General features: G+C 38.6%; 27 protein-coding genes. 13 read left to right on the top strand and 14 right to left on the bottom strand.

Translation table 11 applies throughout. From position 1 onward, the window contains the following. Positions 1–470: 470 nt before the first annotated feature. Together CYP51_RS09185 and CYP51_RS09180 are read right to left on the bottom strand one after the other, a co-directional pair. Positions 471–1,001: a DNA methyltransferase gene (locus CYP51_RS09185; RefSeq protein ID WP_180997761.1), complete on the bottom strand. Its 531-nt coding sequence runs from the start codon at positions 999–1,001 to the stop codon at positions 471–473. An 84-nt stretch (positions 1,002–1,085) separates the two neighbouring features. Beyond that, positions 1,086–1,307 carry a hypothetical protein gene (locus CYP51_RS09180; protein ID WP_103625200.1) on the bottom strand — a complete coding sequence of 74 codons (222 nt, stop codon included), beginning with the start codon at positions 1,305–1,307 and terminating at the stop codon, positions 1,086–1,088. A gap of 145 nt (positions 1,308–1,452) precedes the next feature. On the opposite strand from CYP51_RS09180, the gene CYP51_RS09175 reads away from it, so the two are divergent. Continuing rightward, complete coding sequence (locus CYP51_RS09175; RefSeq protein WP_103625199.1) at positions 1,453–2,463, top strand: IS1595 family transposase; 1,011 nt, start codon at positions 1,453–1,455, stop codon at positions 2,461–2,463. Here CYP51_RS09175 and CYP51_RS09170 read toward each other — a convergent pair. Beyond that, positions 2,460–2,876: a hypothetical protein gene (locus tag CYP51_RS09170; RefSeq protein WP_103559221.1), complete on the bottom strand. Its 417-nt coding sequence runs from the start codon at positions 2,874–2,876 to the stop codon at positions 2,460–2,462. The genes CYP51_RS09175 and CYP51_RS09170 overlap by 4 nt on opposite strands. Before the next feature lie 391 nt (positions 2,877–3,267). Here CYP51_RS09170 and CYP51_RS09165 point away from each other — a divergent pair, with 391 nt between their 5' ends. The 4 genes from CYP51_RS09165 (at position 3,268) to CYP51_RS09145 (ending at position 6,947) form a co-directional block, all read left to right on the top strand. Beyond that, positions 3,268–4,389, top strand: coding sequence for a glycosyltransferase family 4 protein (locus CYP51_RS09165; RefSeq protein WP_103559222.1), 1,122 nt, complete (start codon positions 3,268–3,270; stop codon positions 4,387–4,389). Positions 4,390–4,432: 43 nt separating this feature from the next. Then, a complete protein-coding gene (locus CYP51_RS09160; RefSeq protein WP_103625198.1) occupies positions 4,433–5,740 on the top strand; it encodes a sugar transferase in 1,308 nt (435 codons plus the stop codon). Positions 5,741–6,144: 404 nt separating this feature from the next. Next, complete coding sequence (locus tag CYP51_RS09150; protein WP_103625196.1) at positions 6,145–6,324, top strand: hypothetical protein; 180 nt, start codon at positions 6,145–6,147, stop codon at positions 6,322–6,324. Positions 6,325–6,518: 194 nt separating this feature from the next. Beyond that, the gene (locus tag CYP51_RS09145) at positions 6,519–6,947 is read left to right on the top strand and encodes a hypothetical protein (protein WP_103625195.1); all 429 of its coding nucleotides are present in this window, start codon (positions 6,519–6,521) and stop codon (positions 6,945–6,947) included. Positions 6,948–6,991: 44 nt separating this feature from the next. Here CYP51_RS09145 and CYP51_RS09140 read toward each other — a convergent pair whose 3' ends face one another. From CYP51_RS09140 to CYP51_RS09125, 4 genes are all read right to left on the bottom strand, one after another. Beyond that, a complete protein-coding gene (locus tag CYP51_RS09140) occupies positions 6,992–7,852 on the bottom strand; it encodes a cysteine ABC transporter substrate-binding protein (protein WP_021091264.1) in 861 nt (286 codons plus the stop codon). 92 nt (positions 7,853–7,944) lie between these two features. Then, positions 7,945–8,682: an amino acid ABC transporter ATP-binding protein gene (locus tag CYP51_RS09135; RefSeq protein WP_103625194.1), complete on the bottom strand. Its 738-nt coding sequence runs from the start codon at positions 8,680–8,682 to the stop codon at positions 7,945–7,947. 1 nt (position 8,683) lies between these two features. Next, on the bottom strand, positions 8,684–9,352 hold the full coding sequence (locus CYP51_RS09130) for an amino acid ABC transporter permease (protein ID WP_103625193.1): 669 nt from the start codon (positions 9,350–9,352) through the stop codon (positions 8,684–8,686). After that, the gene (locus CYP51_RS09125) at positions 9,339–9,992 is read right to left on the bottom strand and encodes an amino acid ABC transporter permease (RefSeq protein ID WP_103625192.1); all 654 of its coding nucleotides are present in this window, start codon (positions 9,990–9,992) and stop codon (positions 9,339–9,341) included. Before CYP51_RS09125 ends, CYP51_RS09130 begins: the two co-directional genes overlap by 14 nt. A gap of 110 nt (positions 9,993–10,102) precedes the next feature. On the opposite strand from CYP51_RS09125, the gene CYP51_RS09120 reads away from it, so the two are divergent. Genes CYP51_RS09120 through CYP51_RS09105 form a run of 4 tightly spaced genes read left to right on the top strand, consistent with a single transcriptional unit; the run spans position 10,103 to position 13,116 of the window. Continuing rightward, complete coding sequence (locus CYP51_RS09120) at positions 10,103–10,348, top strand: CBU_0592 family membrane protein (RefSeq protein WP_103625191.1); 246 nt, start codon at positions 10,103–10,105, stop codon at positions 10,346–10,348. Next, positions 10,345–11,313: an agmatine deiminase family protein gene (locus CYP51_RS09115; RefSeq protein ID WP_103625190.1), complete on the top strand. Its 969-nt coding sequence runs from the start codon at positions 10,345–10,347 to the stop codon at positions 11,311–11,313. Before CYP51_RS09120 ends, CYP51_RS09115 begins: the two co-directional genes overlap by 4 nt. A 2-nt stretch (positions 11,314–11,315) precedes the next feature. Continuing rightward, a complete protein-coding gene (locus CYP51_RS09110) occupies positions 11,316–12,242 on the top strand; it encodes a cation diffusion facilitator family transporter (RefSeq protein ID WP_103625189.1) in 927 nt (308 codons plus the stop codon). 1 nt (position 12,243) lies between these two features. Next, a complete protein-coding gene (locus tag CYP51_RS09105; RefSeq protein WP_103625188.1) occupies positions 12,244–13,116 on the top strand; it encodes a carbon-nitrogen hydrolase in 873 nt (290 codons plus the stop codon). 26 nt (positions 13,117–13,142) lie between these two features. Here the strand turns inward: CYP51_RS09105 and CYP51_RS09100 are convergent, their stop codons facing one another. From CYP51_RS09100 to CYP51_RS09085, 4 genes are read right to left on the bottom strand one after another with little or no spacing between them, the layout of a single operon-like run. Beyond that, positions 13,143–13,808: a phosphate ABC transporter ATP-binding protein gene (locus CYP51_RS09100; RefSeq protein ID WP_103625187.1), complete on the bottom strand. Its 666-nt coding sequence runs from the start codon at positions 13,806–13,808 to the stop codon at positions 13,143–13,145. Further along, complete coding sequence (locus tag CYP51_RS09095) at positions 13,777–14,634, bottom strand: PstA family ABC transporter permease (protein ID WP_103625186.1); 858 nt, start codon at positions 14,632–14,634, stop codon at positions 13,777–13,779. The genes CYP51_RS09100 and CYP51_RS09095 overlap by 32 nt, the downstream gene beginning before the upstream one ends. Next, entirely contained in the window at positions 14,621–15,478 is an 858-nt protein-coding gene (pstC, locus tag CYP51_RS09090; protein ID WP_103625185.1) for a phosphate ABC transporter permease subunit PstC, read from the bottom strand. Before pstC ends, CYP51_RS09095 begins: the two co-directional genes overlap by 14 nt. A 4-nt stretch (positions 15,479–15,482) precedes the next feature. Further along, positions 15,483–16,355, bottom strand: coding sequence for a phosphate ABC transporter substrate-binding protein (locus tag CYP51_RS09085; protein WP_103625184.1), 873 nt, complete (start codon positions 16,353–16,355; stop codon positions 15,483–15,485). A 314-nt stretch (positions 16,356–16,669) separates the two neighbouring features. On the opposite strand from CYP51_RS09085, the gene CYP51_RS09080 reads away from it, so the two are divergent. After that, positions 16,670–17,611 (top strand): TAXI family TRAP transporter solute-binding subunit, encoded by a 942-nt coding sequence (locus tag CYP51_RS09080; RefSeq protein ID WP_103559235.1) that lies wholly within the window; start codon positions 16,670–16,672, stop codon positions 17,609–17,611. A gap of 87 nt (positions 17,612–17,698) precedes the next feature. Then, entirely contained in the window at positions 17,699–19,765 is a 2,067-nt protein-coding gene (locus CYP51_RS09075) for a TRAP transporter permease (protein WP_103625183.1), read from the top strand. Between the two features lie 164 nt (positions 19,766–19,929). On the opposite strand, the gene CYP51_RS09070 is transcribed toward CYP51_RS09075, so the two are convergent. The 3 genes from CYP51_RS09070 to CYP51_RS09060 form a co-directional block, all read right to left on the bottom strand. Then, positions 19,930–20,415: a tetratricopeptide repeat protein gene (locus tag CYP51_RS09070; protein WP_084042177.1), complete on the bottom strand. Its 486-nt coding sequence runs from the start codon at positions 20,413–20,415 to the stop codon at positions 19,930–19,932. A gap of 74 nt (positions 20,416–20,489) precedes the next feature. Beyond that, on the bottom strand, positions 20,490–21,173 hold the full coding sequence (locus tag CYP51_RS09065) for a YgjP family zinc-dependent metalloprotease (RefSeq protein ID WP_103625182.1): 684 nt from the start codon (positions 21,171–21,173) through the stop codon (positions 20,490–20,492). Beyond that, positions 21,128–22,447 (bottom strand): MATE family efflux transporter, encoded by a 1,320-nt coding sequence (locus CYP51_RS09060; protein ID WP_103625181.1) that lies wholly within the window; start codon positions 22,445–22,447, stop codon positions 21,128–21,130. The genes CYP51_RS09065 and CYP51_RS09060 overlap by 46 nt, the downstream gene beginning before the upstream one ends. Before the next feature lie 94 nt (positions 22,448–22,541). Between CYP51_RS09060 and abc-f the strand changes: the two genes are divergently transcribed. After that, positions 22,542–24,473 (top strand): ribosomal protection-like ABC-F family protein, encoded by a 1,932-nt coding sequence (abc-f, locus tag CYP51_RS09055; RefSeq protein WP_103625180.1) that lies wholly within the window; start codon positions 22,542–22,544, stop codon positions 24,471–24,473. 66 nt (positions 24,474–24,539) lie between these two features. After that, positions 24,540–24,890, top strand: coding sequence for a hypothetical protein (locus tag CYP51_RS09050; protein ID WP_180997759.1), 351 nt, complete (start codon positions 24,540–24,542; stop codon positions 24,888–24,890). The last annotated feature ends 66 nt before the right edge of the window (positions 24,891–24,956 follow it).

Here is a 24,956-nt window from a genome sequence, read left to right as displayed (position 1 = left end):
ACATAATATTTACCTATCCGTCATAACAAGGGAGTTAAAGAATCGTTAAAAAACTTTACTCTTTTTATAGCTTCGGGTACTTGATTATTTTTTGAAAAGAACAACATGTAATCTTTAGTTAATGCCCCTTTTCTCTTGTGGGGGGGGGTGGTAATAATGAGCTTTACGCTATTACTTGAAATATCTTTCATCTTTTTTTAAACAGCTTTCGTTGTAAATCCCAGCGTTACTATAAGCTTTATATTCGTTCGGTAGGTTTTTTAATAATTTTTTAGCCTTATTAATAAAACAGTTCCACACGTTTATATAGAAATGCTCTTTTGGAAGCCAAAAACCTATAACCCAAATACCCACTTCTCGCTTACCGTTTCTATTAATCACGAAAACCATATTGTTCATCTGACCGGATAGCTGAAGTAACAGTTAAAAGCAAAGCTCTTTTGATATTTTCATCTTTAAATAGATGGATTTCATCTAACAGTATATCTATATTGTAGAGCGCCCTTTTTGTAAAAAAAATCATATATCGTCATACTAGAATTAACATTAATTTTATTATTATTGAAAAATGTTATGTCGTTTAAGTATTTAGTCTTATATTCATTATATTTATTTAAAGTATTTATATCTTTTTTTGTTGCAATTATCACTTGCTTTTTGCCGTCATTTTTTATCCAAACTTCAGAGATTTTTCCATCTTGCCATACATAATGCGTCGCTATGTTATTTTGCGAATCCTTATAGCTATTGTTGATTCTGTTTTTAATCTTGTTTTCTAGCTGGGTAATGGCTTTTTCATATTCGACTTGCGTCGATAAATTTGTTAAGAAATCGGCAAATATTTTAGAAAAGGGGTTTATATCTATACCTATGAATTTTCTCGTATCGTCTAAAATCGATATTACGTTTGAGCTTCCTAAAAAAGGCTCTAATACCGTATCGCCTTGGGTGGTTAATGTATCTATAAAATATTCGTAGTATTCGAGAGGCTTTTTCCCCAATATTTGTGAAATCCGTTTATGTCGGTATAAGTTGTGATTTTTTCATTCTTAGTATCTATATATCTTTGTTAAAGTGTATGATTATTAATAATTATTTTTATTTTTTAACTCTCTTATAATTATATCCTTATCTCTATTTGAAAGATATAAATTAATCCAACTATCAACCCACTCTGGCGTTTTTCTACCTTGCCTAGTAGTAGCCCAGCCGTTCATAGTTAACTTATTTGTTTTAGTAAGCTCGGCAAATTCGTCTCTATCTATTCCAGCTTCTTTAAGTTTTAATAAAAACTTATCATAATTCATTATGTACCTTAATTATATATTTACGTATTATACAATATCTTACAATTTAAAAGCAAGTAAATTTAGGTAAATAACTTATAATATTTTAAGCAATATTTATGTATAATACATATATTAAAAATAAAAATACATAAAAGGCTTAAAAATGTCCCAACACTTCCTTCTCTCGTCTAAAGCTAGAACAATATCCGTTAGAAAGATAGCTTTGATGAGCGAGAACGAGTGTTACGAGTATTTTAAATCAATTCGTTGGAGTAGTAACAAAGGTAATCCTATCTGTCCGACTTGCGGAAGCGCATCGTCTCACTACTTTATAGAAAGTAGATTACAATATCGCTGCAAGGATTGTTTTCATACTTTTAGCGTTACTAGCGGAACTATATTTCACTCTCATAAGCTTGATTTTAAAGTTATCCTTCTTGCTATCGTCATATTTTCTAATGCTACCAAAGGTATTTCAGCTCTACAGCTTAGTAGAGACCTAGACGTTCAATATAAAACGGCTTGGGTCTTATCTCATAAAATCAGAGAAAGCCTTATGACTAGCGATAGCGGAAATAAATTTAGCGGTATAGTCGAGATTGACGGAGTATACGTCGGAAACTATATAAAACCCGCTAACAACATAAACGATAGAATAGATAGACGAAAAGCTTTTAAGCCCAATAAGAGAGTTATTATATCGCTTAGAGAAAGAAATCTACTTGGAAGCGGAGCTAGTAAGACTAAGACCTTTATATTAAAAAGCGAGAATAACGTAGATATAAACGCTATCGCTAAATCGCATATTGCGCCAAATAGCGAAATTCATACCGATGAAAACTCGGCTTACGACGATTTGCTAGCTCATTACGATTTAAAAAGAGTAAATCACCAAATAGAGTATTCGGGACTAAATGGGGAGAATAATAACCAAAGCGAAAGCTTTAACGCTAGATTTAGACGCTTACAATACGGTCAATGCCATAAGCTAGGAACACTTTACTTATCAAACTATGCAAACGAGATTGCTTGCCGCGAAGATACGAGAAGGCTAGATAATAAAGCCATAATGGACGATATTTTATCGAGATGTTTGGCTGATAACTCGATATCAAATGAATTCTGCGGTTACTGGCAAGGCAATCACAGAGTAGCCGAAAGACTTGGAGCTTAGGAAGCTATCTTATAAAATTTTACTCCGTTGTCGGTAAATAACGAGACAGTTCCTCTTTTTATGAGCTTTGAAATTAAAGAGAATATGTTTTGCTTATATTTGGCAATGAGAGCATCCTCTACTTTTTCATCTTTAAAAACATACTCGGCTATTTCATTTACAGTGCTAGACTTTATCTTTAAACACTCTATAATCCTACGATTTAGTTCACCGTGAGGAAAATACGAAGCATTGCTAACTCTTTTAGCCCTAATAAACGTAGTCTTATAGCTAGGGTCGAATATCGCGATAGCTTTATCTATGGTTTCAAGTTCGGATTTTAGCTTTAAAACTATATCTTGATGATATTTGATATTTCCTTGAAGCTCGGAATGCTTACTAACGAGAGCGGATATTACGTGAGATTCAGCCATATAAAATACTTTATGATATGCTATAATAGGCTGAATTTTAGCGGATTTTAGAATGAAAGTCTTGTGCGGTTGCTACATAATACCGAATATTTTTAATATTTATAATATTAATAGCGTGGTTATCTAACAATTTATTCATTATAATGTTTAGTATTTTTTTTGTCATTATTTGCAAAATATTTTGCATTAAGTTATGAGCTAGCCAAATTTATAAAGGTAGTAAATTTTTATAATATCGCAATGGGTTTTTATAGCATTCCTTCATAGCGATGTCTTATGTCCTATCTGGTATGTATTCGTTTTACATCACGATAACAATACTTGTTGTTTTATTTATATTTAAAGGAAAAAAAATTATACAATTACTCAAATTTATAAAAATGGAGCTTGAGTGAAAAAAGCACTAATCCACGACTGGTTTAGCACCTATGCGGGTGCAGAAAAATGCGTCGAGAGTTTCACGAATGTTTGGGACGATTTTGAAATTTACGGCCTCATCGATTTTTTAAGCGAGTGCGACCGAGACAAAATTTTAAAAGGCAAGCGAGCGCATACGAGCTTTATTGGGAAGCTACCCTTTGCAAAGAGCAAATACCGCAACTACTTGCCGCTTTTTCCGCTCGCGATAGAGCAGTTTGATCTAAGCGGATACGACGTCGTGCTATCTAGCTCGCATGCCGTGGCAAAGGGGGTGCTGACGCACTCAAATCAACTCCATATCGCATATATCCACACGCCGATTCGCTACGCGTGGGATCTATATCATCAGTATCTGCGCGAAAGCGGGCTGGACCGCGGTTTAAAGGGCGTGCTGGCGAAGTATTTTTTACACAAAATTAGGCTTTGGGACGCCGTTAGCGCAAACCGCGTGGATCACTACGTCGCAAATAGCCGCTACATCGCGCGCCGTATAGAAAAAATCTACGGCAAGCCTAGCGACGTCATCTATCCGCCCGTAGACGTGGATAAATTTACGCTGCGCGAAGCCAAAGAGGAGTTTTATCTAACCGCCTCGCGAATGGTGCCGTATAAAAAGGTAGGCCTCATCGTCGAGGCGTTTTCGCAGACGGATAAAAAGCTAGTAGTCGTCGGCGACGGGCCCGATATGGCTAAAATCAAATCAAAAGCGGGCAAAAACGTCGAGCTTTTGGGTTTTGCGGACGATAAGACGATGAGGGATCTCATGGGGCGGGCTAAGGCGTTTGTTTTTGCCGCCGAAGAGGACTTCGGTATCACGCCCGTAGAAGCGCAAGCATGCGGCACGCCCGTGATCTGCTTTGGTCGCGGCGGCTCTCGCGAGACGGTGATTGACGGCGAGAGCGGGTTATACTTTATGGAGCAGAACACAAAAGAGATGCTTGCCGCCGTAGCTAAATTTGAGCAAAATCGCGATAAATTCGAACCCGTAAAAATCAGGGAAAATTCGCTAAGATTTTCGCGCGCGCGCTTTGAGGCCGAGATCAAAAGCTACGTCGAGAAAAAATACGAAAAATTTAAAGAAAAAATAAAATAGTCGCCAAGCGCGAAATTCGCACGGCACGTATCTGGATGGAAAAATGAAAAAATATCTTTGTAAAGCGATACTTCTTTTGGTCGATCTTTTGGCTATTTGGGTGTCTTTTGGTATAGCAGTCGAGCTTAAAAATTTATTTTACGGCGATCACGTGCTACTTGATATATCCAAGTATCAGGGCTTTGGCATCGCTTATGCCTTGATGATAGCCTTGTTTTTTTATCAGGGGATTTACGCTAGGAGGTATGATTTTTGGCACGAGTGCGCCATAGCGGTAAAAAGCTGTTTTTTTGGGCTTTTGCTTACTTTAGCCGCGCTTGCCTTGCTAAAGATAAACTATGATTTTTCAAGAGCTAGCTTGATTTTGGGCTTTGGCTTTATGATTTTTATTATCCCAGCTTTTAAATTTATAGCTAAAATTTCACTTTTTAAACTTGGCTTTTGGAAAAAGAAGGCTAAAATTTTAGGCGAGAACGAGAAATTTGGGCTGGCAATTTTTGAGGATAAATACCTCGGTTATATTCGCGCGCAGACTGAGTACGAGTCGCTTTTTATAGGCGACAGCGGCATGGGCGCACGCGAGCTAAATGAGCTCATAGAGCAAAATATCAAGGAAAATAAAGAGATTTTATTCACGCCCGTGCTTAGAGGCTACGATTTTACGCAAGCCCATATTTACAACCTATTTAACTCCCGCACGAGCCTTTTTGCGATACACAACTCTTTGCAGAGTAAATTTAACGTCGCGCTAAAAAGAGGGCTTGATATATTTTTGATAGTTATGGCTTTGCCGCTTTTAATTCCGATTTTTTGCGCGGTCGCGGTCGCTATGAAGGTAAGCGAGCCAAGGGGTAAGATATTTTTCTCACATCAAAGGATGGGGTTAAACGGCAAGCTATTTGACTGTCTTAAATTTCGCTCTATGAGAGAAAACGGAGCTGAAATTTTAAAAGGGTATCTTGAAAAAAATCCGCAAGAAGTAAAGTATTTTGAAAAATATCATAAATACAAAAACGATCCGCGCGTAACAAAACTCGGAAATTTTCTTAGAAAAAGCTCTCTTGACGAGTTCCCTCAACTAATCAACGTCTTAAAAGGCGAGATGAGTATAGTAGGTCCTCGCCCGTACATGCAGTGCGAGCGCAAGGATATGGGGCGATATGCCGATCTAATCTTGGCGGTTTTACCGGGGATTACCGGTATTTGGCAGGTTAGCGGCAGAAGCGACGTAGACTTTGAGACGAGGATACGGATGGATGCGTGGTATATGAAAAACTGGTGCATCTGGAGCGATATCGTGATAATCTTAAAGACCTTTAAGGTTGTTTTAATGCGTAAAGGTGCAAGTTAATTTCATTAAAAAGGAAAAATGTCAGAACGGAATGATCAAATAATTTATCAAGATGAAGAGATAGACTTATTTGAACTAGGCAAAAAGTATTGAGATATAAAATTAACTACCGGTGCGGCTTCGTTGGCGACCGGGTTATATGCCTTTGTAGCTACGCCGCTATATAAGGCTACGGCTTTAGTTGAGACGGGATACTACAAGAATGATAACGGCGAAGAAATCTTAATAGTAAATAATGCCGACAATGTACAAAAATTAACGATAAAGTATATCGACCTACTAAAAGGTGTTGAAAGCCTTAACTATAAAGTAGAAAAGATATCGGAGCTAAAAATAATAAAAAGTTTTTTGACGTAGAGGTCGTCGCAAAAAGTAATGATATAGCCGTAAAACAGATAAATAAAATGATAGATGATTTGGCGAGCGAGCATCAAAATGCCATAAACGCATATATCGAATTTAAAAAGGTTCAGCTTGCAAATATAGAATGTCAGATAAATTTCTTAAAAAACAACGTCATAGTGGAAAAGCAACAGCAGATAGAATATATAAAATCAACGCAGATACCTCGTATAGATAGGTAAATAACATATATGAAAGACGCTACTATACCTGCTGCACAGCGCGAAATATCGGCAATAGACGATATAAGTATTCCGTCGGTGCGAAAGAATATAGAGTTAAATACGCAAAGATTAAAAAATATGAAGCAGAACTAGAAAAACTTCGCACTAATAAAAATGTAGGCGAATCCGAAAATATTATACTTCGCCAGATGATGGAACAAGGTATTTATAATCAAATTTCAAATTTAGAGCAAAGTATGATAGCTTTTGAGCAGCAAAAGCAAGTATTATTAACAAAATCTAAACCTGATGCGCAGAATAGATTAGATAGGTTGGTTGGCGTAGAGCTAGAAAATATGAAGGCGGAAAAAGATATCTTAGTTAATGATAAATTACCGTCCTTACAAAGAGAATTAGTAAATTTGCAAACCGAGGAATTAAATAAGCTTTTAGATCAAAGATCTCTCATAGAGCTTGCATTAGAGCCCTATAATTACCAAAATACGCAGATAGTTTCCGATATAGTTATCTCAAATAAACCCGTTAAACCTAAAAAGGTAATCATAATTGCAATTGCATTTTTTGTCGAGTTTGATGCTGTCCGTATTCTGGGTTTTGGTTTACGATTCAATAAAAAATAGAATTAATAAAAATAAACGGGAGGGTTAAGTACCCTCCAAAATTTTTATAGTTTGCCGCCTTCAACGACAAGTGATTCTGGATTGACGCTGTCACCATAGATCGGTTTTAGTGTAGCATCATAGTCTTTGTGGAAGAAATTTTCTTTTCCAAGCTCAATGATCTCATTGTTTAGCCAGTCAAGTAAAACTTTGTTACCTTTTTTAACAGCTGGTGCTATCACATCCACATCACCAAGTGCTTCAACACCTACGACAAAACCAGGAGTCTCTTTTGCCCAGGCAAAAAGTAGGGCATTATCATGTGCTAGTGCGGCACCTCTTTTATCAACCAAAGCTGCAAATGTTTCAGTATTTTGGTCGTATTTTGCAAGCTTAATGTCAGGATAATTTTTTGTAAAAAACGCGTCTGCGGTTGTGCCTTTATTTACGATTAGGGTTTTATCTTTTAGCTCATCGATGCTCTTTATCACTGCACCTTCAGGGCTTACTATGCCAAGCGAAACCTTCATGTATGGAAGCGCAAAATCAACAACTTGTGCGCGCTCAGGTGTTTTTGTGAAATTTGCAAGCGTGATATCTACTTTATCAGCTACTAAAACTTCAACTCTACCAGCAGCCTCTACTAGCTCAAATTTTACCTTGCTCTCATCGCCTAGTAGATCTTTTGCGATACGTTTTGCAAAGTAAATATCATAGCCTTGGTTTTTGCCGTCTTTATCGACATAGCCAAATGGTGGTTTGTCGCTGAAAACGCCAATTCTTACATATCCGCGCTCTTTGATCTTTGCGATCGCATCAGCTTCGTTTGAAGCAGCTTTTGCCGTGTCGGCACCTTTGTCATTACCACAACCCGTTAGAAAGACGGTAGCGATTAATGCTAATAAGAAAAATTTAAATTTTCTCACTCTTTCTCCTTGTAAAAAGTTAAATAAATAAGAGCGTTAAAATTTCGCTCTAAACGCATTTTGAAAAAACGGCAAATTATCTCTTATTTTTTCTAAAACGAGAATAAATTTAGAAATTTCTTCGCGCGATCGCTCTTTGGGTTGGTAAAAAATTCCTCCGGCTCGCTGATCTCCACGATCGCTCCAGCGTCCATAAATACGATCTTGTTTGCAACCGCCCTTGCAAAGCTCATTTCATGGGTGACTATTAGCATCGTCATTCCATCTTTGGCTAAATTTAGTATCACGTCAAGCACTTCTCTAACGATCTCTGGATCAAGCGCAGCCGTAACCTCATCAAATAGCATAATTTCAGGGTTTAAACAAAGGCTTCTTACTATAGCTATACGCTGCTTTTGACCGCCACTTAGCTCCTTTGGATAGGCAAATTTCTTATCAAGCAGTCCAACCTTGCTTAACCACATATCAGCGGTCTTTTCGGCCTCGGCCCTATCTCTTTTTTGCACCTTTAAAGGCCCAAGAAGGACGTTGTCTATGACGTTCATGTGATCAAACAGCTCGTAGCTTTGAAAGACCATGCCGACTTTTTGGCGGATCCTTTGCCAATCATTAAATTTAGCATCAATTATTTCGCTATCAATTATTATCTCACCGCTTGCGATACTCTCAAGGCCGTTTATGCATCTAAGAGTTGTGCTCTTGCCACAGCCCGATGGTCCAAGAAGCACGACCACTTCACCGCTTTTTACCTCTAAATTTATGTCTTTTAAGGCGTGAAGCTCTCCATAAAATTTATTTATTTTTTTAAGTTCTAATATGTTTTCGCTCATTTTAGCTCCATTTTTCTTCTAGTTTTTTTGATAATTTTGAGACTGGATAGCAGATCGCAAAATATAAAAAGAATATGAGCGTGTATATCCAAAATGGTGCCATAGGATTTGTAAATACATTTCGCTCGATGATCTGCTGACCGACTTTGACCACCTCTACAACGCCGATTAGTACGACGATAGAGGTTGTTTTTATCATACGGCTTAGTAAATTTACAGCTCCAGGCACTAGCCTTCTTGTGGCAAGTGGGATGATGACATAAAAGTAAATTTGAAATTTACTAAGTCCAAGCGATGCGGCTGATTCAAATTGATGTTTTGGTATTGATGTTATTGCGCCACGCACGATGTCCATCATTTCAAAAATTCCCCACAAGCTAAAGACGATGAGTGAGGCTGTAAATGCTGAAATGTGAATATCAAACGCCTTACTGACACCAAAATAAAATAAAAATAGCCAAACGATCTGAGGCATTATGCGAACGATTTCTAGGCAAATTTTTAAAATAAAATAGATAAATTTGTTTTTCATGCTCATAAGTACGCCAAGCACTAAGCCACCGATTATAGAGATAAAAATAGAGATAAATGAAATTTCTGTGCTAACGACTAGACCTTCAAAGAGTCTTAGTAAATTTTGCGTGTCAAATAAAATACTAACTCCTTGCATTTCTCACCCTTTTTTCGATATAGCTAAGCGCCAGCGAGACTGGCAAGATGATGATGAGATAGCTAATTACTAGCATAAAAAGTGCCTCGTCTGTCTTGTAATAAAGCCCGATGAGATCCTTTGCGACGTAAACTAGATCAGCAAGAGCTACGATGCTAACGATGCTTGTCTCTTTTAGTAAAAAGATAATATTTGCACTAATGCTTGGCACTGCTACGCTAAATGCTTGAGGCAAGATAACATATCTTAAGAGCTGATTTTTGCTAAGCGCGATGCTTAGTCCTGCTTCTATCTGCGACTTTCTAACTGCCTCAAAACCAAGTCTAAAGCTCTCACTCATATAGCTGCCTCCAAGAAAGCTAAGTCCCGCGACCGCACAGGCAAAGCCACTCATCGACACCCCAAGCTTTGGCAAGCCATAATATAAAAAGAAAAGCTGTATAAGAAGTGGTGTATTTCTTGAGAGCTCGACGTAGCAGTCAATCACTTTTGATAGAAATTTTAGCTTGTAAAATTTCACAGCCATACAAAAAATACCGATCAAAATAGAAAAAACGATCCCTAAAAAGGCGATCTCACAGGTAAGCACTCCGGCCTTAACATAAAGCGGATAAAATTTCTCAATAAACTCAAAATCCATAAAACTTTAATCCAATCTGAAAAATGGAGTTATTTTATCTTATAATCATAAATTTAAAACTAATTAGATATGATCTTGCTTTAAATTTAAGCTTGCAAAAAGGATAAAATTTGATCGATCTTTTTCAGATCATCGGCTTTTTAGGGATGATTTGCATCGTGTTGGGCTACTTTTTACTTCAGATCGGCCGCCTAAATAGCCGCGATCTAGCCTATCAGATAATAAATTTAGCAGGTGCGGTGCTACTTATCATCTCGCTTTTTGTGCACTTTAACCTCGGTTCATTTTTGATAGAGGTCTTTTGGATATTCATCACGATTTATGGAATTTATAAAATTTATAAGGAGAGAGCGTGAGAGCTTACGCAGAGTGGGAAGAGCAGGAGCTTTTGTTTTTATCACTGCCACATAGTAAGAGCGACTGGGAGCCTTATTTAGAGGAGATTTTAGCTAGTTATGAAGAGCTAGTGGCTGCTATTACGCCGTTTGAAAAGGTAGTGCTCATCTGCCCTGATGAGGCAAATTTTGATAGATTTAAGAAATTTGAAAATGTAGAGTTTGTTAAGCTTGATACTGACGATACTTGGATCAGAGACTACGGCATGATCGACGTTTGCGATGGCTCTGGTGTAAAGAGCTACGACTTTAAATTTAACGCTTGGGGTGGTAAATTTAAGAGTTCAAAAGATAATGCAATAAATTTAGAGCTAGCTAAAATTTATAAAACTAAGCTTGAGCAAGTTGATATGATACTAGAGGGCGGGAGCATCGAGTTTAACGGAGATGGTGTGCTTTTAACCACCTCAAAATGTCTGCTAAATGAAAATAGAAACAAGGCACTTAGCAAAGAGCAGATCGAGGAGAAGCTAAAGAGTTTATTTGGTCTAAAACGTATCATCTGGCTTGAAAATGGCTTTATAAGAGGCGATGATACAGATAGTCACATCGACACTTTAGCGCGTTTTATTACGCCTGATACTATCGCTTACGCAGCTTGCGATGACGAGAGTGATGAGCACTTTGATGAGCTAAAAAGGATGGAGGACGAGCTTAAAAAAACTGGCTTTAAGTTGCTTGCTCTGCCACTTCCTAAGTCTAAATTTTATGATGGCAAAAGGCTTGGTTGCACTTATGCAAACTTCATCTTTATAAATGGTGCGCTAATCGTGCCAACATATAACGACGAAAACGATGAAAAGGTGCTAAATTTACTAGCTCAGGCACTGCCAGACAGAAAGATCATCGGTGTAAATTCACTAGTTTTTGTCCGTCAAAATGGCTCGCTTCACTGCTCAAGCCAAAATAGATACAAAAGGTCTTAAGCTTGGGAAGTCCGTTTGATTATGAGTTTAACCGCATAAATAAGCAGGAGTGCACGCAGGGCGAAAACAAGGCAGTTATCGCAGCTGGAGCTTGCGCCTTTTTACTCGCACTTGTGAAATTTACAGCGGGACTTTTTAGCGGCTCGGTCGCTGTGCTTGGCTCGGCGATTGATTCAATGCTTGATTTTATCGTTTCGCTTTTAAATTTATTTGCGCTTAGAAAGTCAAGAAAGCAAGCCGATGAGAGATTTAACTTTGGCTACACAAAGCTAGAGGCCTTGGCGGCGCTATTTGAGTGTGTCATCATCGTTGTGGCTGCTGGATATATATTTTATGAGAGCGTTAAGAAATTTAGCGAGCCAAATTTAGAGATAGACCTTGGCTTAAGCCTCGGCGTGATGATATTTTCAGTCGTAGTGACGCTATGTTTGGTGCTATTTTTAAACCAAATTTCTAAAAAAAGCGGAAACCTTATCATAAAAGCAGACGCGCTGCACTATAAGATCGACCTTTTTAGCAATCTAGCAGTCATCATCTCGCTACTTATTATTAAATTTAGTGGATTTGTGATGATAGATGCGATCTTTGGCATTGTGATAAGTGGCTACATCGCTCAAAGCGCAATAAGCCTTGGCAAAGACGCACTTGGTGTCTTGCTAGATCACGCAGCAAGCCCTGAAGTAACAGCCGAGATCATCAAGATGATAAAGGCAAAGCAGAGGGTTTCAGACTTTCACTACCTAAACACAAGGCAGAGCGCAAATACCATATTTTTAACGCTGCATTTAGTTTTTGACAAAGATATCTCGCTTTACGATGCGCACGAGGTGGCCGATTCGCTTGAAGCTGAGATAAGAGAGAAATTTAGGGATTATTCGTGGCAGATAACCACACATTTAGACCCATACAACGACAAAGAAGGGAAATGAGATGAAAGTAGCACTACTTCAACAAGAATTTAAAGGCACAAAAGAGGCGACCATCGCAAAGACGCTTGAGCTAATCGCTGAGGCAAAAAAGGGAGGTGCTGATCTCGTGGTCTGTCAAGAGCTGCACCAGACGCAGTACTTTTGCCAAAGCGAGGATACAAATTTCTTTGATCACGCAAATGACTGGCAAGATGACGTCGCTTTTTGGGGCAGGGTGGCTAAGGATAACGGCGTAGTTTTGGTCACTTCGCTATTTGAAAAAAGGGCTGACGGACTTTATCACAACACCGCCTTTGTCTTCGAGCGTGACGGCAGCGTGGCTGGCAAATACAGAAAAATGCACATCCCTGATGATCCAGGATTTTACGAAAAATTTTACTTCACGCCTGGCGATATCGGCTTTGAGCCTATTGAAACCAGTATTGGCAAGCTTGGAGTTTTGGTTTGCTGGGATCAGTGGTATCCAGAGGCAGCAAGGCTAATGGCGCTAAAAGGGGCAAAAATTCTTATCTATCCAACGGCTATTGGCTGGTTTGAGGGCGATAGTGACGATGAAAAATCAAGACAGCTTGAAGCGTGGGTGGCAGTGCAAAGAGGCCACAGCGTGGCAAATGGCCTGCCAGTGGTCGCAGTAAATCGCGTCGGCTTTGAAAAAGATGATAGCGGCGTGATGGATGGGATAAAATTTTGGGGAAATAGTTTTGTTTTTGGGCCACAAGGCGAGCAACTTTTCCGTGCAAATAGCACAGATGAGCTATGCAAGATCGTTGAAATAGACATGAAAAGAAGTGAAGAAGTCCGCAGAATTTGGCCATTTTTAAGAGACCGCAGGATCGATGCCTACGCAAATATCACAAAGAGATTTATCGACTAAATTTAGAGCTAGAAATTCTAGCTCTTTTAAAATGTAAATTTCTTATCCACTATGCGAACTATCCTACCGCCAAGCCTCTTTGCCTGCTCTTCGTTGTGTGTGTTAATGATGATCGTATATTTTTGCGATAGGCTTTTTAAAAGCTTCTCTACGATCAAGACATTTTTCATATCAAGCGATGAGCAAGGCTCGTCAAGCATGAGCACTTCAGGCTTTGTAGTTAGCATCCTTGCGATGCAAAGTCTTTGCTTTTGACCGCCTGAGAGTTTGCTAGCTGGCATGTCAAGGTCACTAATCTCATCAAGTAAATTTACGCTTTTAAGCAGCTCCTCTACTCTTTTTTGCTTATCTTTTATGCTGTCCTCGTAAAATTCCATCGCATAGGTCAAATTTCTTTCTACACTAAAAGGAAAGAGCGTGGCGTCTTGAAAGAGTATGGCTAGTTTTCGTCTTAGCCAAATTTCACCCTTATTTTTGATATTTTCGCCTTTAAATAGGATCTCTCCACTATATCTGCCGCCTTTTTGCTCCAAAAAGCCATTTAGCGCTGAAAGAAATGTCGATTTACCACATCCTGAGCTACCCATTAGGCAGATGATCTCGTTTTCGGCGACGTTTAAATTTAGATCTTTTAAAATTTCATTCTCTTGGTAAAAGATACTAAGATCTTTTATGTTTAAAATATCTGGCAATTTTCTCTCCTATATCAAATAAAACTACGGCTGAAAGCAGGTGCAAAATGATCAGTATAAAAATGAGCACAAGTGCCGTGGCGTAGGCATTTTGTGTTGCGACTGACTGGCTTAGTAGCATGTGCAGGTGAAAAGGCAGTGCCATAACTGGCGAGAGCAGGCCATCTGCCTTTGCCATGAAAACGACTCCAGTTAAAAGTAGCGGCGCGGTGGCTCCTATGGCGTAGCTACCAGCAAGTATTAAAATAGATATTATATTTTTTCTAATAGTTGGCAAAACCAGCTTTCTAGCCATGAAATTTTTATCAACACCAAGCGCGAAGCTATCTCTTAATATCTTTTCATCGATCTGCGAGATCACCTTTTCAACGCTTACTTCAACAAATGGAAAGACCATCAAGGCAAGCGTAATGCTAGCTGTTAGCAGGCTTTTGGGGATATCAAGACTAACGATAAAAAGTCCATAAACAAACATACCAAGCAAGATAGAAGGTATGGAGGCCATCGTTTGGATGATAAATTTAAGCCCAAGCTTTATTGTGCTAGAAGTGCAGTAAATTTGCCTATAAATGGCGCAGCTAACGCCAAGAAGTGCAGAAAATATCATAGATAGTATCATCAGCAAAAATGAGCCTATGATAGCGTCTCTTATGCCGCCACTCTCACCTAAATTTAAACCTTGCGGATTTTTAGTCAGAAAGTCTAAATTTATCTGAGAGATGCCATTTGCAAAGATGAAATAAAATATCCAAAATATCACCGCAACCACTATAAATACGCAAAGATAAGCGTAAAATTTGACTATAAAATCTTTAAAAGTGTTCATTGTTTTTCTCAAATTTAAAGATAAAAATATTTAGCAAAAATATAAAAACAAGCAGGATAAATCCGCTTGCAATAAGAGCGTGATAGTGCAAGCTACCAGCCTCGCTCATGCCCATTTCAAGGGCTATTAGAGATGGTATGGTCTGAGCTTTTGAGAGCAGGTGCGGAAAAAGCGGGGTGTTGCCTATGACCATCATCACAGCCATAGTCTCGCCAGCTGCCCTTGAAAATGCGAGTATAAAGCCTGAAATGCTAGCTTTTATAGATTTCCTAAAAATTATTTTTCTTATAAAATGTCCAGTGCTTACGCCAAGTGCGTCTGAGTTTGTTTTGAAATTTTGCTTTAGCAGACCCACGCTTTGGAGCAAGTGCGAAGTAAAAAAGGGCAGTATCATGACGCTAAGGATGAGGCTAGCTGCCAAAACTGACTCACCAGCGGACATTTTTAGCCCTGACTCTAAAATTTTTACAACCGTGTAAAGCGCAAAAAATCCATATATGATAGATGGTATGCCAGCTAGTATTCGTATCATCCAGTCTAGCACGTGCCTAAGCCAGGCGCTCGCAAAAAAACAGATAAATATAGTAACGCCAAGCGAGATAAAAAATGAAAATATACAAGCTAAAAACGCAACTGCGAAATTTGCGATTAGGATATTAAACAGCCCAAAGCTAAAAGGCTCTGTGCTAACGTCCCAGTCGCTGTTTAGCAAGAAGTCAAAAAGGCTTACTTCTGCAAAGAAACTCGTGGAATTTAGCAGTAAAAATCCCACGAGTAAAAGCAAAAGCATGGCGGATAAAAGTGTAAAAAGATATATCGCGCCTTTAAAAATTTGCCCTGTCATTAGACTATTTTACTGGTATAAATCCCATTTTTTCGATAGTCTTTTGACCTTCGGCTGAATTTAGCACGTCAACAAAAATTTGCTCGCTCTTGCTTAGATCCCCACTTTTTACGATGATGAGCGGACGAGAGATGTAGTATTTGCCATCAATTATATTTTTAACAGTTGGCTCCACGCCGTCAACGTTTAGTGGTATTAGCTTGCCTTTGTTTTGGTTTGTGATACCAAAAGATGCATATCCAATAGCGTTTTTATTTTCGATTATTTTTGAGACAAGCGCGCCCATGGAAGGTGATTGGATGACGTTTTTGCTAACTTTGACATCTTTCATTATCTTTTTTTGAAATACCTCGTGAGCGCCGCCACCAAGATCTCTTGTAACTACGACTATTTCGTCATTTGGTAGGGATTTGTCAAGATCGCTCCACCTTTTGTACTCGCCTGAGAAAATTTTGACGATCTCATCTTTGCTTAAATTTCCGCCCTTTAGCTTTATCACTTCATTTTCTGGATTTACAGCTACGCAAAGTGCGTCTATGCCAAGCGTGTAGGCTTTCATATCCTTGATCTTTGCCTTTTCGCTATCTTTTACGTCGCGAGCTAGCATGCCAAAGTCAGCGACATGATCAAGCACGGCTTTTACGCCAGCGCCAGAACCACCAGCTGAGACAAAAATGGTGATATTTTTGTTTGGTAAAGAGCTATCTACTTTATCCCAAGTCTCGTACTTTTCGATAAAGTCGGTTGAAATTTTAGCAATGACTGGAGCTAGGGTGGATGAGCCACTAAAGCTAACTTGCGTTTTTTCATCCGCACCAGAAGCGAAATTTAAAGATAAAAGTAGCATAGAAGCGGCCAACATAAGTGATTTTTTCATAAAAACCTCCAAAATTTGATTGTTATTAACATTTATAAAAGCTATTGATTAGTTGTAAATTTGCAACAGTTTTTCTAAAACTTAGAACTGCGGTGGATTATACAATAAAAAATGATATTTAAATAGCCGGTTTATCAAATTTATTTTGGCTGATAAAGAAATATAAATTTAATCTTAAGAAAATATTTTTTTAAGTCTTGATTGTGTAGAATGGTTGCAACTTTACTAAAACGGCATGAAAATATCATATCAAATAAGGTAAAAAGCTAAATTTATAGAATAAAATAGCCTTAAATTTCTTGAAAGGATCTTAGATGAAAACTACTTCTTTGGCACTTGCTGGCTTGCTTTTAGCAACAACTCTTTCAGCAAAAGAATTTATCAGTATCGGTACTGGCGGCATGACAGGCACTTATTATCCGATAGGTGGAGCGATTTGCCGTTTAGCAAACAAAAATACTAATGTAAAATGCTCAGTCCAATCAACTGGCGGCTCAGTCTATAACGTAAATAACGTCCTCAAAAAAGAGCTCACATTTGGCTTTGTTCAAAGTGACGTTGTTTATGATAAATATAACGGCACTGGCAAATTTGACGGAGCAAAAGATGAAAATTTACGCTCAGTAGTTGCTATCTATCCAGAACTTCTTGCATTTGTTGTAGCAAAAGATAGCGGTCTTACAAGTGATCTTGCTTCATTTGCAGGTAAAAAATATAACGTTGGAAACCCAGGCAGTGGCAACGAAGTGAGCACGCTTGAAGTCTTTAAAGCAAAAGGCTTTGACGTTTCAAAACTAGGCTACCGCGGCGTTTTAACAGTTGGTGAATGCCCACACGCACTAAAAGATAAAAAGATAGACGGATATAGCTTTGTTGTCGGCCATCCAACTGCAAACATCACTGACGCTGCGACATCTTTGCCGATCGATATCCTAAATATCGAAGGCAGCGAGATAGATAATCTTCTTAAAGAGAAGCCATACTTTGCAAAAGGTGTGATCCCAAAAGGCTCATATGACGGCGTTGATCACGATGTAAATACTATCGGCGTAAAAGCTGTTTTGGTAACTAATAAAGATACAAAAGATGAGGCTGTAAAAGCTGTGATAAAAGCTATTTTAGACAACTTTGATGAGTACAAAACTCTTCACCCAGCGCTAAAATCAGTAAACAAAGAAGATCTTGTTCAAGGTCTTTCAGCTCCGCTCCACCCAGCTGCAGAGGCTGCATTTAAAGAGGCTGGTATTTTAAAATAACCCATTTCCAGGGGCTTTTGCCTCTGGATAAAATTTAAATATACAAATTCTTATAAATTTATATATTTAAATTTTTAAAGGAGAGAGATGAACGAAGTCAAAGACAACGAAGAACAATTTGTCGAAGTAAAAACAAGGGAGATAAATAGCAATTTTTACAACTATTTCATTGCGATCGTATGCTTTTCTTGGTCAGTTTTTCAGCTTTATATAGCTTATTTTCCGCTAAATACTAACATTTCGCGCTCGATACACTTAGCCTTTGCGGTTGGGCTTGTATTTTTGCTTTATCCAGTCACTTTTCATAAAAAGGCACATTCTAGTTTGCCATTTTACGATCTGGTCTTTTGTGTAGTAGGCGTTGTTGCCGTGCTTTATCCAGCGGTTTATTTTTATGAACTAGCTGATAGGACCGGGGACTATATCACACAAGATATCGTCATATCGTTTTTAGCGATCATTGTCTTGCTTGAGGCTGGAAGGCGTGTCATGGGGCCAGCACTTCCAATTATTTGTATATTATTTTTGATATATGATCACTTTGGCCCTTATATGCCAGACATCATTGCTCATCAGGGTGCCAGCTTTGAAAAGATCGCAGGCCATATGTTTTTGACAACTGAGGGCATCTTTGGTGTGCCTATCGGCGTTAGTGTTAGTTTTATCTATCTTTTTGTTCTTTTTGGCTCGTTGCTTGAGAGGGCAGGTGCCGGACAATACTTCATAAATTTAGCTTTCTCGCTCCTTGGCAAATATAGAGGTGGCCCAGCTAAGGCTTCAGTTATCGCAAGTGGTCTAACTGGCATGGTTTCAGGAAGCTCCACAGCAAATGTTGTAACAGTTGGTACATTTACCATACCACTTATGAAAAAAGCCGGTCTTTCACGCACAAAAGCTGGAGCCATTGAGGTTGCAGCTGGCGTAAATGGACAGCTCATGCCTCCGATCATGGGTGCAGCTGCTTTTATCATCGCTGAGTTTTTGGGCATGACATATACAAATGTCATGATGGCAGCAATTATCCCAGCGTTTGCTTGTTATTTGTCGCTATTTTTTATCGTGCATTTAGAGAGTGTGAAGCTTGGCTTAAAAGGTATAAATCAAAGCGAATTTCACTCAAGATTTAAAATTTTTGTAAGCGGACTTCACTATATAACTCCGATTTTGATTTTGCTTTATACGCTATTAATCGCAAAAGAGTCAGCCATCGCTGCAGCATTTAATGCGATTGGATTTTTATTTTTAATAATGATCTTTCAAGAGCCAGTTAAAAAACTAGCAAGTGGCGAAAAAGTTGGAATAAATGATGTGTTAATAGGCTTTGAAGATATATTTTGGGCAATGGTTGCAGCCGCAAAAAGTATGACAACGATCGCCATCGCAACCGCACTTGCAGGTATCATCGTGGGCTCTATCTCTTTAACTGGCCTTGGTCAAGTACTTTCAGATCTAGTTGAGCTACTTGCTGGTGATAATATAGTTATGATATTGCTTCTTACTGCGATGATGTCGCTAATACTAGGAATGGGCCTTCCAACGACGGCAAACTACATCGTAGTTTCAAGTCTTGTGGCACCTGTCATTTTATTTTTGGCGCACAAAAATGGCTTTTTGATCCCAGCCATTGCTGTGCATCTTTTTGTATTTTACTTTGGAATTTTAGCTGATGATACGCCACCAGTTGGTATCGCGGCTTATGCGGCAGCTGGTATTGCTAAAGCAAATCCTATAACCGTTGGCGTTCAAGGATTCTTTTATGATCTAAGAACAGCGATCTTACCATTTGCCTTTTTCTTTAACAACAAACTTATGCTAATAGAAAGCGTAAACGAGGGCGATCCGCTTGATTCAAAAGGAATAATCTGGATGAGCAATCCACTTGAAATTTTACTTGTCTTTGGTATGGCGATCGTGGGAATGTTTGCATTTTCAAGCTTACTTCAAGGCTACTATGTCACAAAGCTTAGGATCTGGGAGCGTATTCTTTTGATCCCTGTTGTGCCACTAGCTCTTGTACCAAATATATGTGTGAAATTTAATCTTATACCAAACGAATACACTGCTTATATCGTAGCTGCTGTACTTTATGGATTTGTTTTTATGACTCAATGGGGCATTAAAGACAAACCACTTGATCAAATAAAAATAATCTAATCTTAGGCAAGATCATTCTTGCCTAAATTTCTAATATAAATTTTTTAGACTACCTTTATACTTTGAGTAATTTCTATTTAAAATAAGTGTTTTTTTAATTTTTTGTTTAAGGATATTGGTGTAATAAATTAAATAAGAAATTTCTAGGCTCGTAAGCCTAAAAATTATAGTTGTTTTGAGCGTCTTAGATCGCCTGCAAATTCGCAAGACATCTTATCGCCTAATTCGCAGCCTTTTACTAAAAATTCATAAGCTTTTTTAAATTCTTTAGCCTCTATCAAGATAGAACCTACCATCTCGCAAGAATATCCATCATTCTTATCACAAGCTTTATTAAAAAGTTCTCTTGCTTTTTGTGGCTCAGTATTTAGATAAAGTCCACCAGCTGCCGAGCAACCTTCAACCTCGCCAGCTTCGCAAGCTTTATTATAATACTCTAAGGCCTTGCTTGGATTAGGTAGAGCTGTTTTTCCTAGTTGGTAAATCGCTCCAACTTTTACGCAAGATTTTACATCATTTGCCAAACATCCTGCTTCAAATTTAGCCAAAGCTTCTTTGAAATTTGAGCTCCCATATGCCTTTAGTCCATCTTCAAAGTTACCTGCAAAAGCACAAGCAGCTAAGATTGAGATAAAAATCATTTTTTTCATTGAAATTCCCTTTTTTTGTGAATTAACATGCGATTTTAGCATATTAATTTTTACACTTACTTGATGAAAATAAATTACGCTCTTAAAATTCTTTCTTGCTCTTTATAATCAGGCATGATTTTTTCTATAAAATCGTAAAAACTTTTTTGATGATGTGGATATAGCAGGTGTGTTAGTTCGTGAAGAACGACGTAGCGCACGGCTGAGAGTGGCTTTTCTATGAGTCTTAGACTTAGGTTTATATAGCCTTTTTTATGATTGCAGCTGCCCCAGCGAGTTTTGCTATTTCGTATGACGATGCGCTTGATTGGCTTATTTATAAAAGGCTGGAAGTTGCTTACAAGCTCTAAAAATTGCTCTTTTGCTCTTATTTTTTTAAAATGCTCAAGACTTTTTAAATTTGGCGTAAAGACAAACTCGCCATCAAAAAATGGCTCTTTAAAATTTTCATCAAATTTTATCTTATAAACTTGTCCAAGAAATTTAATCTCATCATCTTTTGGCAAATTTACAAGAGCTTTTTTGTAAGTATTTTCAAGCCAAATTTTATGCATCTCAAGAAAGCTAAGAGCCATCTTTTGTGTGCTGTAAAATGGCATAGATAGCGTGATCTTAGCGTCCTTACCAACTCTTAAACGCATGGATTTTACATTTGTTTTAAAATTTATTAAAACGCTTAGCTCATAAAAGTCTAAATTTATACTCTTTTGCTTTAAACTAGGCGTTTTTCTTGCCATTTTTTGCTTCTCCAACGCCATGTATTTGCAAGGCCTCTTAGCCATTCATCAGCACAAAACCCTATCCAAACGCCGATAATTCCCCAGCCAAGATAGATGCCTAAGAAATATCCAAGTGGCAGCGAAAGCCCCCACATGAAGATAAGGCCAGTCGCAAGAGGAAATTTTGCGTCACCGCTTGCACGAAGGGCATTTACGATGACTATGTTAAAAGTTCTACCCGCTTCAAGAAATATCGAAAGTGTAAAAAGCGGTAACATGATCGCACGTAAATTTTCATTTAAATTTAGTGCGTCCATGATTTGATGCTTTAGTGTATAAACTATAAGCACGACTACAAGCGTTATAAAAACTCCAAGTCTTAACGCCCTAAATGTCCTTGTATAGGCCTCGTTAAACTCGCTTGCTCCAACTAAATGTCCTACAATGACCTCGTTTGCCACGCTAATGCTCGCTCCACAAAGCAAGATAAGAAGCGTGATCTGAAAGTAAATGGTCTGCACGCTAAGGCTAGCCTCACCCATACTTGCCACAAAGCCAAAAGCGACCATGTATTGCGCCATCCAGAGTAAATTTTCGCCTGCGCTTGGAAGGCCGATTGAGAGTATTTTCTTTAAAATTCCAAACGGCACGACAAGCAGTTTACTAAGATAAATTCTAACTTTTGCCACGCGTATGAGCATGTAAAGTAGGACAAAAACGCCTATTAGTCTGCCCACAAATGTCGAGATAGCAACACCTTGCAGGCCTAAATTTGGCAGATCAAACCAGCCAAAAAGAGCGATGGCGTTGCCAAAGATGGTGATGATGTTCATTAAAACCGATGTTAGCATTACAGCAGTTGCTAGATTATAGACGCGAAGCACCGCAGCTAGCACCATGCCGATGCCATCAAATAGCAGGGCAAAGCCAAGGATGTGAAGGTATGAAAAGCTATCGTTTATGAGATCATTTGGCACGTTTAGTAAATTTAAGATGTTGTAGCCAAAGACGTAGATGATGATGGCTGAAAAGATGCCAAAGATAGTATTTGACGTGATACTTGCGTGTATGACGCTGGAGGCTAGCTCGTTTTGCTTTGCGCCAAGGGCTTGTGCGACGACGACTGAGCAGCCCATGCTTAAAAAGTTAAAAATGGTCATAAAAAGATCCATCACTTGATTGCCAGCACCCATGGCGCCAACTAGATGCACGCTCACTTTTGTCACCATGTAGGTGTTGATGATGAGCGTTATAAAGTGTAAAAACATATCTAAAAATATAGGGACGACCAGCTTTTTCATAGAAAGATTCATAAATTTCTCCCTTTTAAATTTTGGGCGATTATAGCCAAATTAGGTTTTAGCTCCCTTTTGATATAATCCAAAAAATTTAAAATTTGAGAGAAAAATGGCATTAATCGACCTAATAGACGTAAGTAAAAAATTTGGCGCAAATGAAATTTTAAACAGCGTAAGCCTTAGCGTAAATGAAAATGAAAAGATAGCGATCATCGGCAAAAATGGCAGCGGCAAGAGCACGCTTATGAAGATCATCTCTGGCGAGGTGGTAGCAGATAGCGGCAGACGCATAGTGCAAAACCTAATAAGCGTCGAGATGCTAGCGCAAAATCCAAATTTTAACGCCACTTTTAGCGTAAGAGATGCGCTAAATAACGAGCTAAAAGAGATATTTGAGGCGATAAGCGAGTATGAAAAAAGTGGCGTCTTGCTAGCAAATGATCCTGAAAACAAAGAAATTTTAAAAGAGCAAGAGAGACTTTTGAAATTTATAGAGGCAAAGGACGGCTGGAATATCGAGCACAAGATCGAGCGAATTTTGCAAGAATTTAAGCTAAAAGAGTATGAAAACAGGCCCATTTGCTCGCTAAGTGGTGGCGAGATCAGGCGCGTGGCACTGGGCGCACTCATCCTTAAAAAGCCAGATGTGCTGCTGCTTGACGAGCCTACAAACCACCTTGATGTCTATATGGTCAAATTTCTTGAAGATATGCTTAAGGGCTCAAATCAAAGCATAGTTTTTATAAGCCACGATAGGTATTTTATCGATGCTCTCGCTACTAGGTGTGTTGAGGTCGAGGAGGCTGGGCTTAGAAGCTTTGATGGTGGATATGCAAACTATCTAACCAAAAAAGAGGAAATTCTAGCAAGTCTTGCAAAGTCGCATGAAACACTACTAAAACAGCTAAAAGCTGAGGAGGAGTGGCTAAGGCGCGGCGTAAAAGCTAGACTAAAACGAAATGAAGGCAGAAAAGAGCGAGTGCTAGCCATGCGCGAAGAGGCTAAGAAAAATCCAGGTGTGATAAGGCGCGTGAGGCTTGAGCTAGAGCGTGCGAGTAAAAATTTCAACCAAACGCAAAGCCAAAACCGCAAAAAAATGCTCTTTGAGTTTAAAAATTTAGGTAAAAGCATAGACGGCAAAGTGCTTTTTGAAAAATTTGACGCAAGGGTTTTGCAGGGCGAGAGGATCGCCATAGTCGGACGAAACGGTAGCGGCAAGAGCACGCTGCTTAAAATTTTACTAGGGCTTGAGCAGTCAAGTAGCGGCGAGATAAAAAGAGGCGAAGTAAGTATCGGCTACTTTGATCAAGCGAGAAATGTCCTTGATGATGACAAGAGCCTCATCGAGACATTTTGTCCAAACGGTGGCGACCACGTGCTAGTTCGTGGGCGAAATATGCACGTTTATGGCTATCTTAAAAATTTCCTTTTCCCAAAAGAATTTTTAGATAAAAAGATAGGTGTTTTAAGTGGTGGCGAGAAAAACCGCGTGGCGCTTGCACTTCTTTTTACAAAAACCTACGACGTACTAGTACTTGACGAGCCGACAAATGACCTAGATATCGCAACTATTAACATTTTAGAGGATTATTTGCAAAGCTTTGAGGGGGCGATCTTGTTAGTAAGCCACGATAGATATTTTGTCGATAAGATGGCAAATAAGCTTTGGGCGTTTGAAGGCGAGAGGATAAATGTTTTGCACGAAGAATACAGCGTATATTTGGAGCTTGAAGATGAAATGAAAGAGCTTGATAAATTTGAAAAAGAGCTCTCAAATAGTCAAAATGAAGCTAAGCAAAAGAGCAAAACAGGCGCAAAGCTGAGCTACAAACAAACGCAAATTTTAAACACATATCCAGATAAAATTTCAGCCCTTGAAATAAGAATAACCGAGCTAAACGAGGCTCTAAGCGACCCTAAAATTTATCAAGAACTAGGTCTTACCACGCTTTATAACGAGCTAGAAGCGGCAAAAGCCGAGCTAGAAGAGCTTGAAAATGACTATTTTGAAGTACTTGAGATCGCCGAGGGGCTGGAGTAGCTTGAAAAAGATCGGTAGGATAAGCGCGCTAAATAGAAGAGTTGTTAGGCAAATTTAGCCACAAGCATGAGTCTTTTGATAGGTAAAGAGAGATTTAGCGGGGTGTTTTCACCAGAGATAGAAAAATATGAAGTAGGCGATCTAGTCGAGATAAAATATAACAAGGTTGGTTTTTTAAATAAGATAGAGAGCATTTGGCTCGTCGCAAAAAACAGCGAAGAGTCAGGGCTTTTGGCAAGGATCAAAAATTTATTTTATTTGCTTGTTGCCTTGTATCTTTGTTTTCTTGCTTTGGGAATTATCTATTATGGGATCACGTTGGAATTTAGCATTTATAGGTTTTTTGTTATGTTAGCAGCCGCTTGTTTTCTATTTTGGATGGGTAAATCCGCATATTTTAGGCTTTTAATTTTTTAGATATTTTATATTTGGATAGGTACTTTGAAATTTAAATTTATGAAAGGTTTTTGCACCATGATGAGG

Origin of the sequence: Campylobacter concisus, from assembly GCF_002912895.1 — a bacterium.
Taxonomy (GTDB): Bacteria; Campylobacterota; Campylobacteria; order Campylobacterales; family Campylobacteraceae; genus Campylobacter_A; species Campylobacter_A concisus_G.
Note: the sequence above shows the minus strand (reverse complement) of the source record. Positions and strands in the feature narration are given on the sequence as shown.

What these genes read in the sequence shown, in the direction of transcription:
- CYP51_RS09180 (WP_103625200.1), bottom strand. Translation starts at nt 1,307, where the DNA reads ATGAATTATGATAAGTTTTTATTAAAACTTAAAGAAGCTGGAATAGAT.
- CYP51_RS09175 (WP_103625199.1), top strand. Translation starts at nt 1,453, where the DNA reads ATGTCCCAACACTTCCTTCTCTCGTCTAAAGCTAGAACAATATCCGTT.
- CYP51_RS09170 (WP_103559221.1), bottom strand. Translation starts at nt 2,876, where the DNA reads ATGGCTGAATCTCACGTAATATCCGCTCTCGTTAGTAAGCATTCCGAG.
- CYP51_RS09160 (WP_103625198.1), top strand. Translation starts at nt 4,433, where the DNA reads ATGAAAAAATATCTTTGTAAAGCGATACTTCTTTTGGTCGATCTTTTG.
- CYP51_RS09150 (WP_103625196.1), top strand. Translation starts at nt 6,145, where the DNA reads ATGATAGATGATTTGGCGAGCGAGCATCAAAATGCCATAAACGCATAT.
- CYP51_RS09145 (WP_103625195.1), top strand. Translation starts at nt 6,519, where the DNA reads ATGGAACAAGGTATTTATAATCAAATTTCAAATTTAGAGCAAAGTATG.
- CYP51_RS09135 (WP_103625194.1), bottom strand. Translation starts at nt 8,682, where the DNA reads ATGAGCGAAAACATATTAGAACTTAAAAAAATAAATAAATTTTATGGA.
- CYP51_RS09130 (WP_103625193.1), bottom strand. Translation starts at nt 9,352, where the DNA reads ATGCAAGGAGTTAGTATTTTATTTGACACGCAAAATTTACTAAGACTC.
- CYP51_RS09125 (WP_103625192.1), bottom strand. Translation starts at nt 9,992, where the DNA reads ATGGATTTTGAGTTTATTGAGAAATTTTATCCGCTTTATGTTAAGGCC.
- CYP51_RS09105 (WP_103625188.1), top strand. Translation starts at nt 12,244, where the DNA reads ATGAAAGTAGCACTACTTCAACAAGAATTTAAAGGCACAAAAGAGGCG.
- CYP51_RS09095 (WP_103625186.1), bottom strand. Translation starts at nt 14,634, where the DNA reads ATGAACACTTTTAAAGATTTTATAGTCAAATTTTACGCTTATCTTTGC.
- pstC (WP_103625185.1), bottom strand. Translation starts at nt 15,478, where the DNA reads ATGACAGGGCAAATTTTTAAAGGCGCGATATATCTTTTTACACTTTTA.
- CYP51_RS09085 (WP_103625184.1), bottom strand. Translation starts at nt 16,355, where the DNA reads ATGAAAAAATCACTTATGTTGGCCGCTTCTATGCTACTTTTATCTTTA.
- CYP51_RS09080 (WP_103559235.1), top strand. Translation starts at nt 16,670, where the DNA reads ATGAAAACTACTTCTTTGGCACTTGCTGGCTTGCTTTTAGCAACAACT.
- CYP51_RS09075 (WP_103625183.1), top strand. Translation starts at nt 17,699, where the DNA reads ATGAACGAAGTCAAAGACAACGAAGAACAATTTGTCGAAGTAAAAACA.
- CYP51_RS09070 (WP_084042177.1), bottom strand. Translation starts at nt 20,415, where the DNA reads ATGAAAAAAATGATTTTTATCTCAATCTTAGCTGCTTGTGCTTTTGCA.
- CYP51_RS09065 (WP_103625182.1), bottom strand. Translation starts at nt 21,173, where the DNA reads ATGGCGTTGGAGAAGCAAAAAATGGCAAGAAAAACGCCTAGTTTAAAG.
- CYP51_RS09060 (WP_103625181.1), bottom strand. Translation starts at nt 22,447, where the DNA reads ATGAATCTTTCTATGAAAAAGCTGGTCGTCCCTATATTTTTAGATATG.
- abc-f (WP_103625180.1), top strand. Translation starts at nt 22,542, where the DNA reads ATGGCATTAATCGACCTAATAGACGTAAGTAAAAAATTTGGCGCAAAT.
- CYP51_RS09050 (WP_180997759.1), top strand. Translation starts at nt 24,540, where the DNA reads ATGAGTCTTTTGATAGGTAAAGAGAGATTTAGCGGGGTGTTTTCACCA.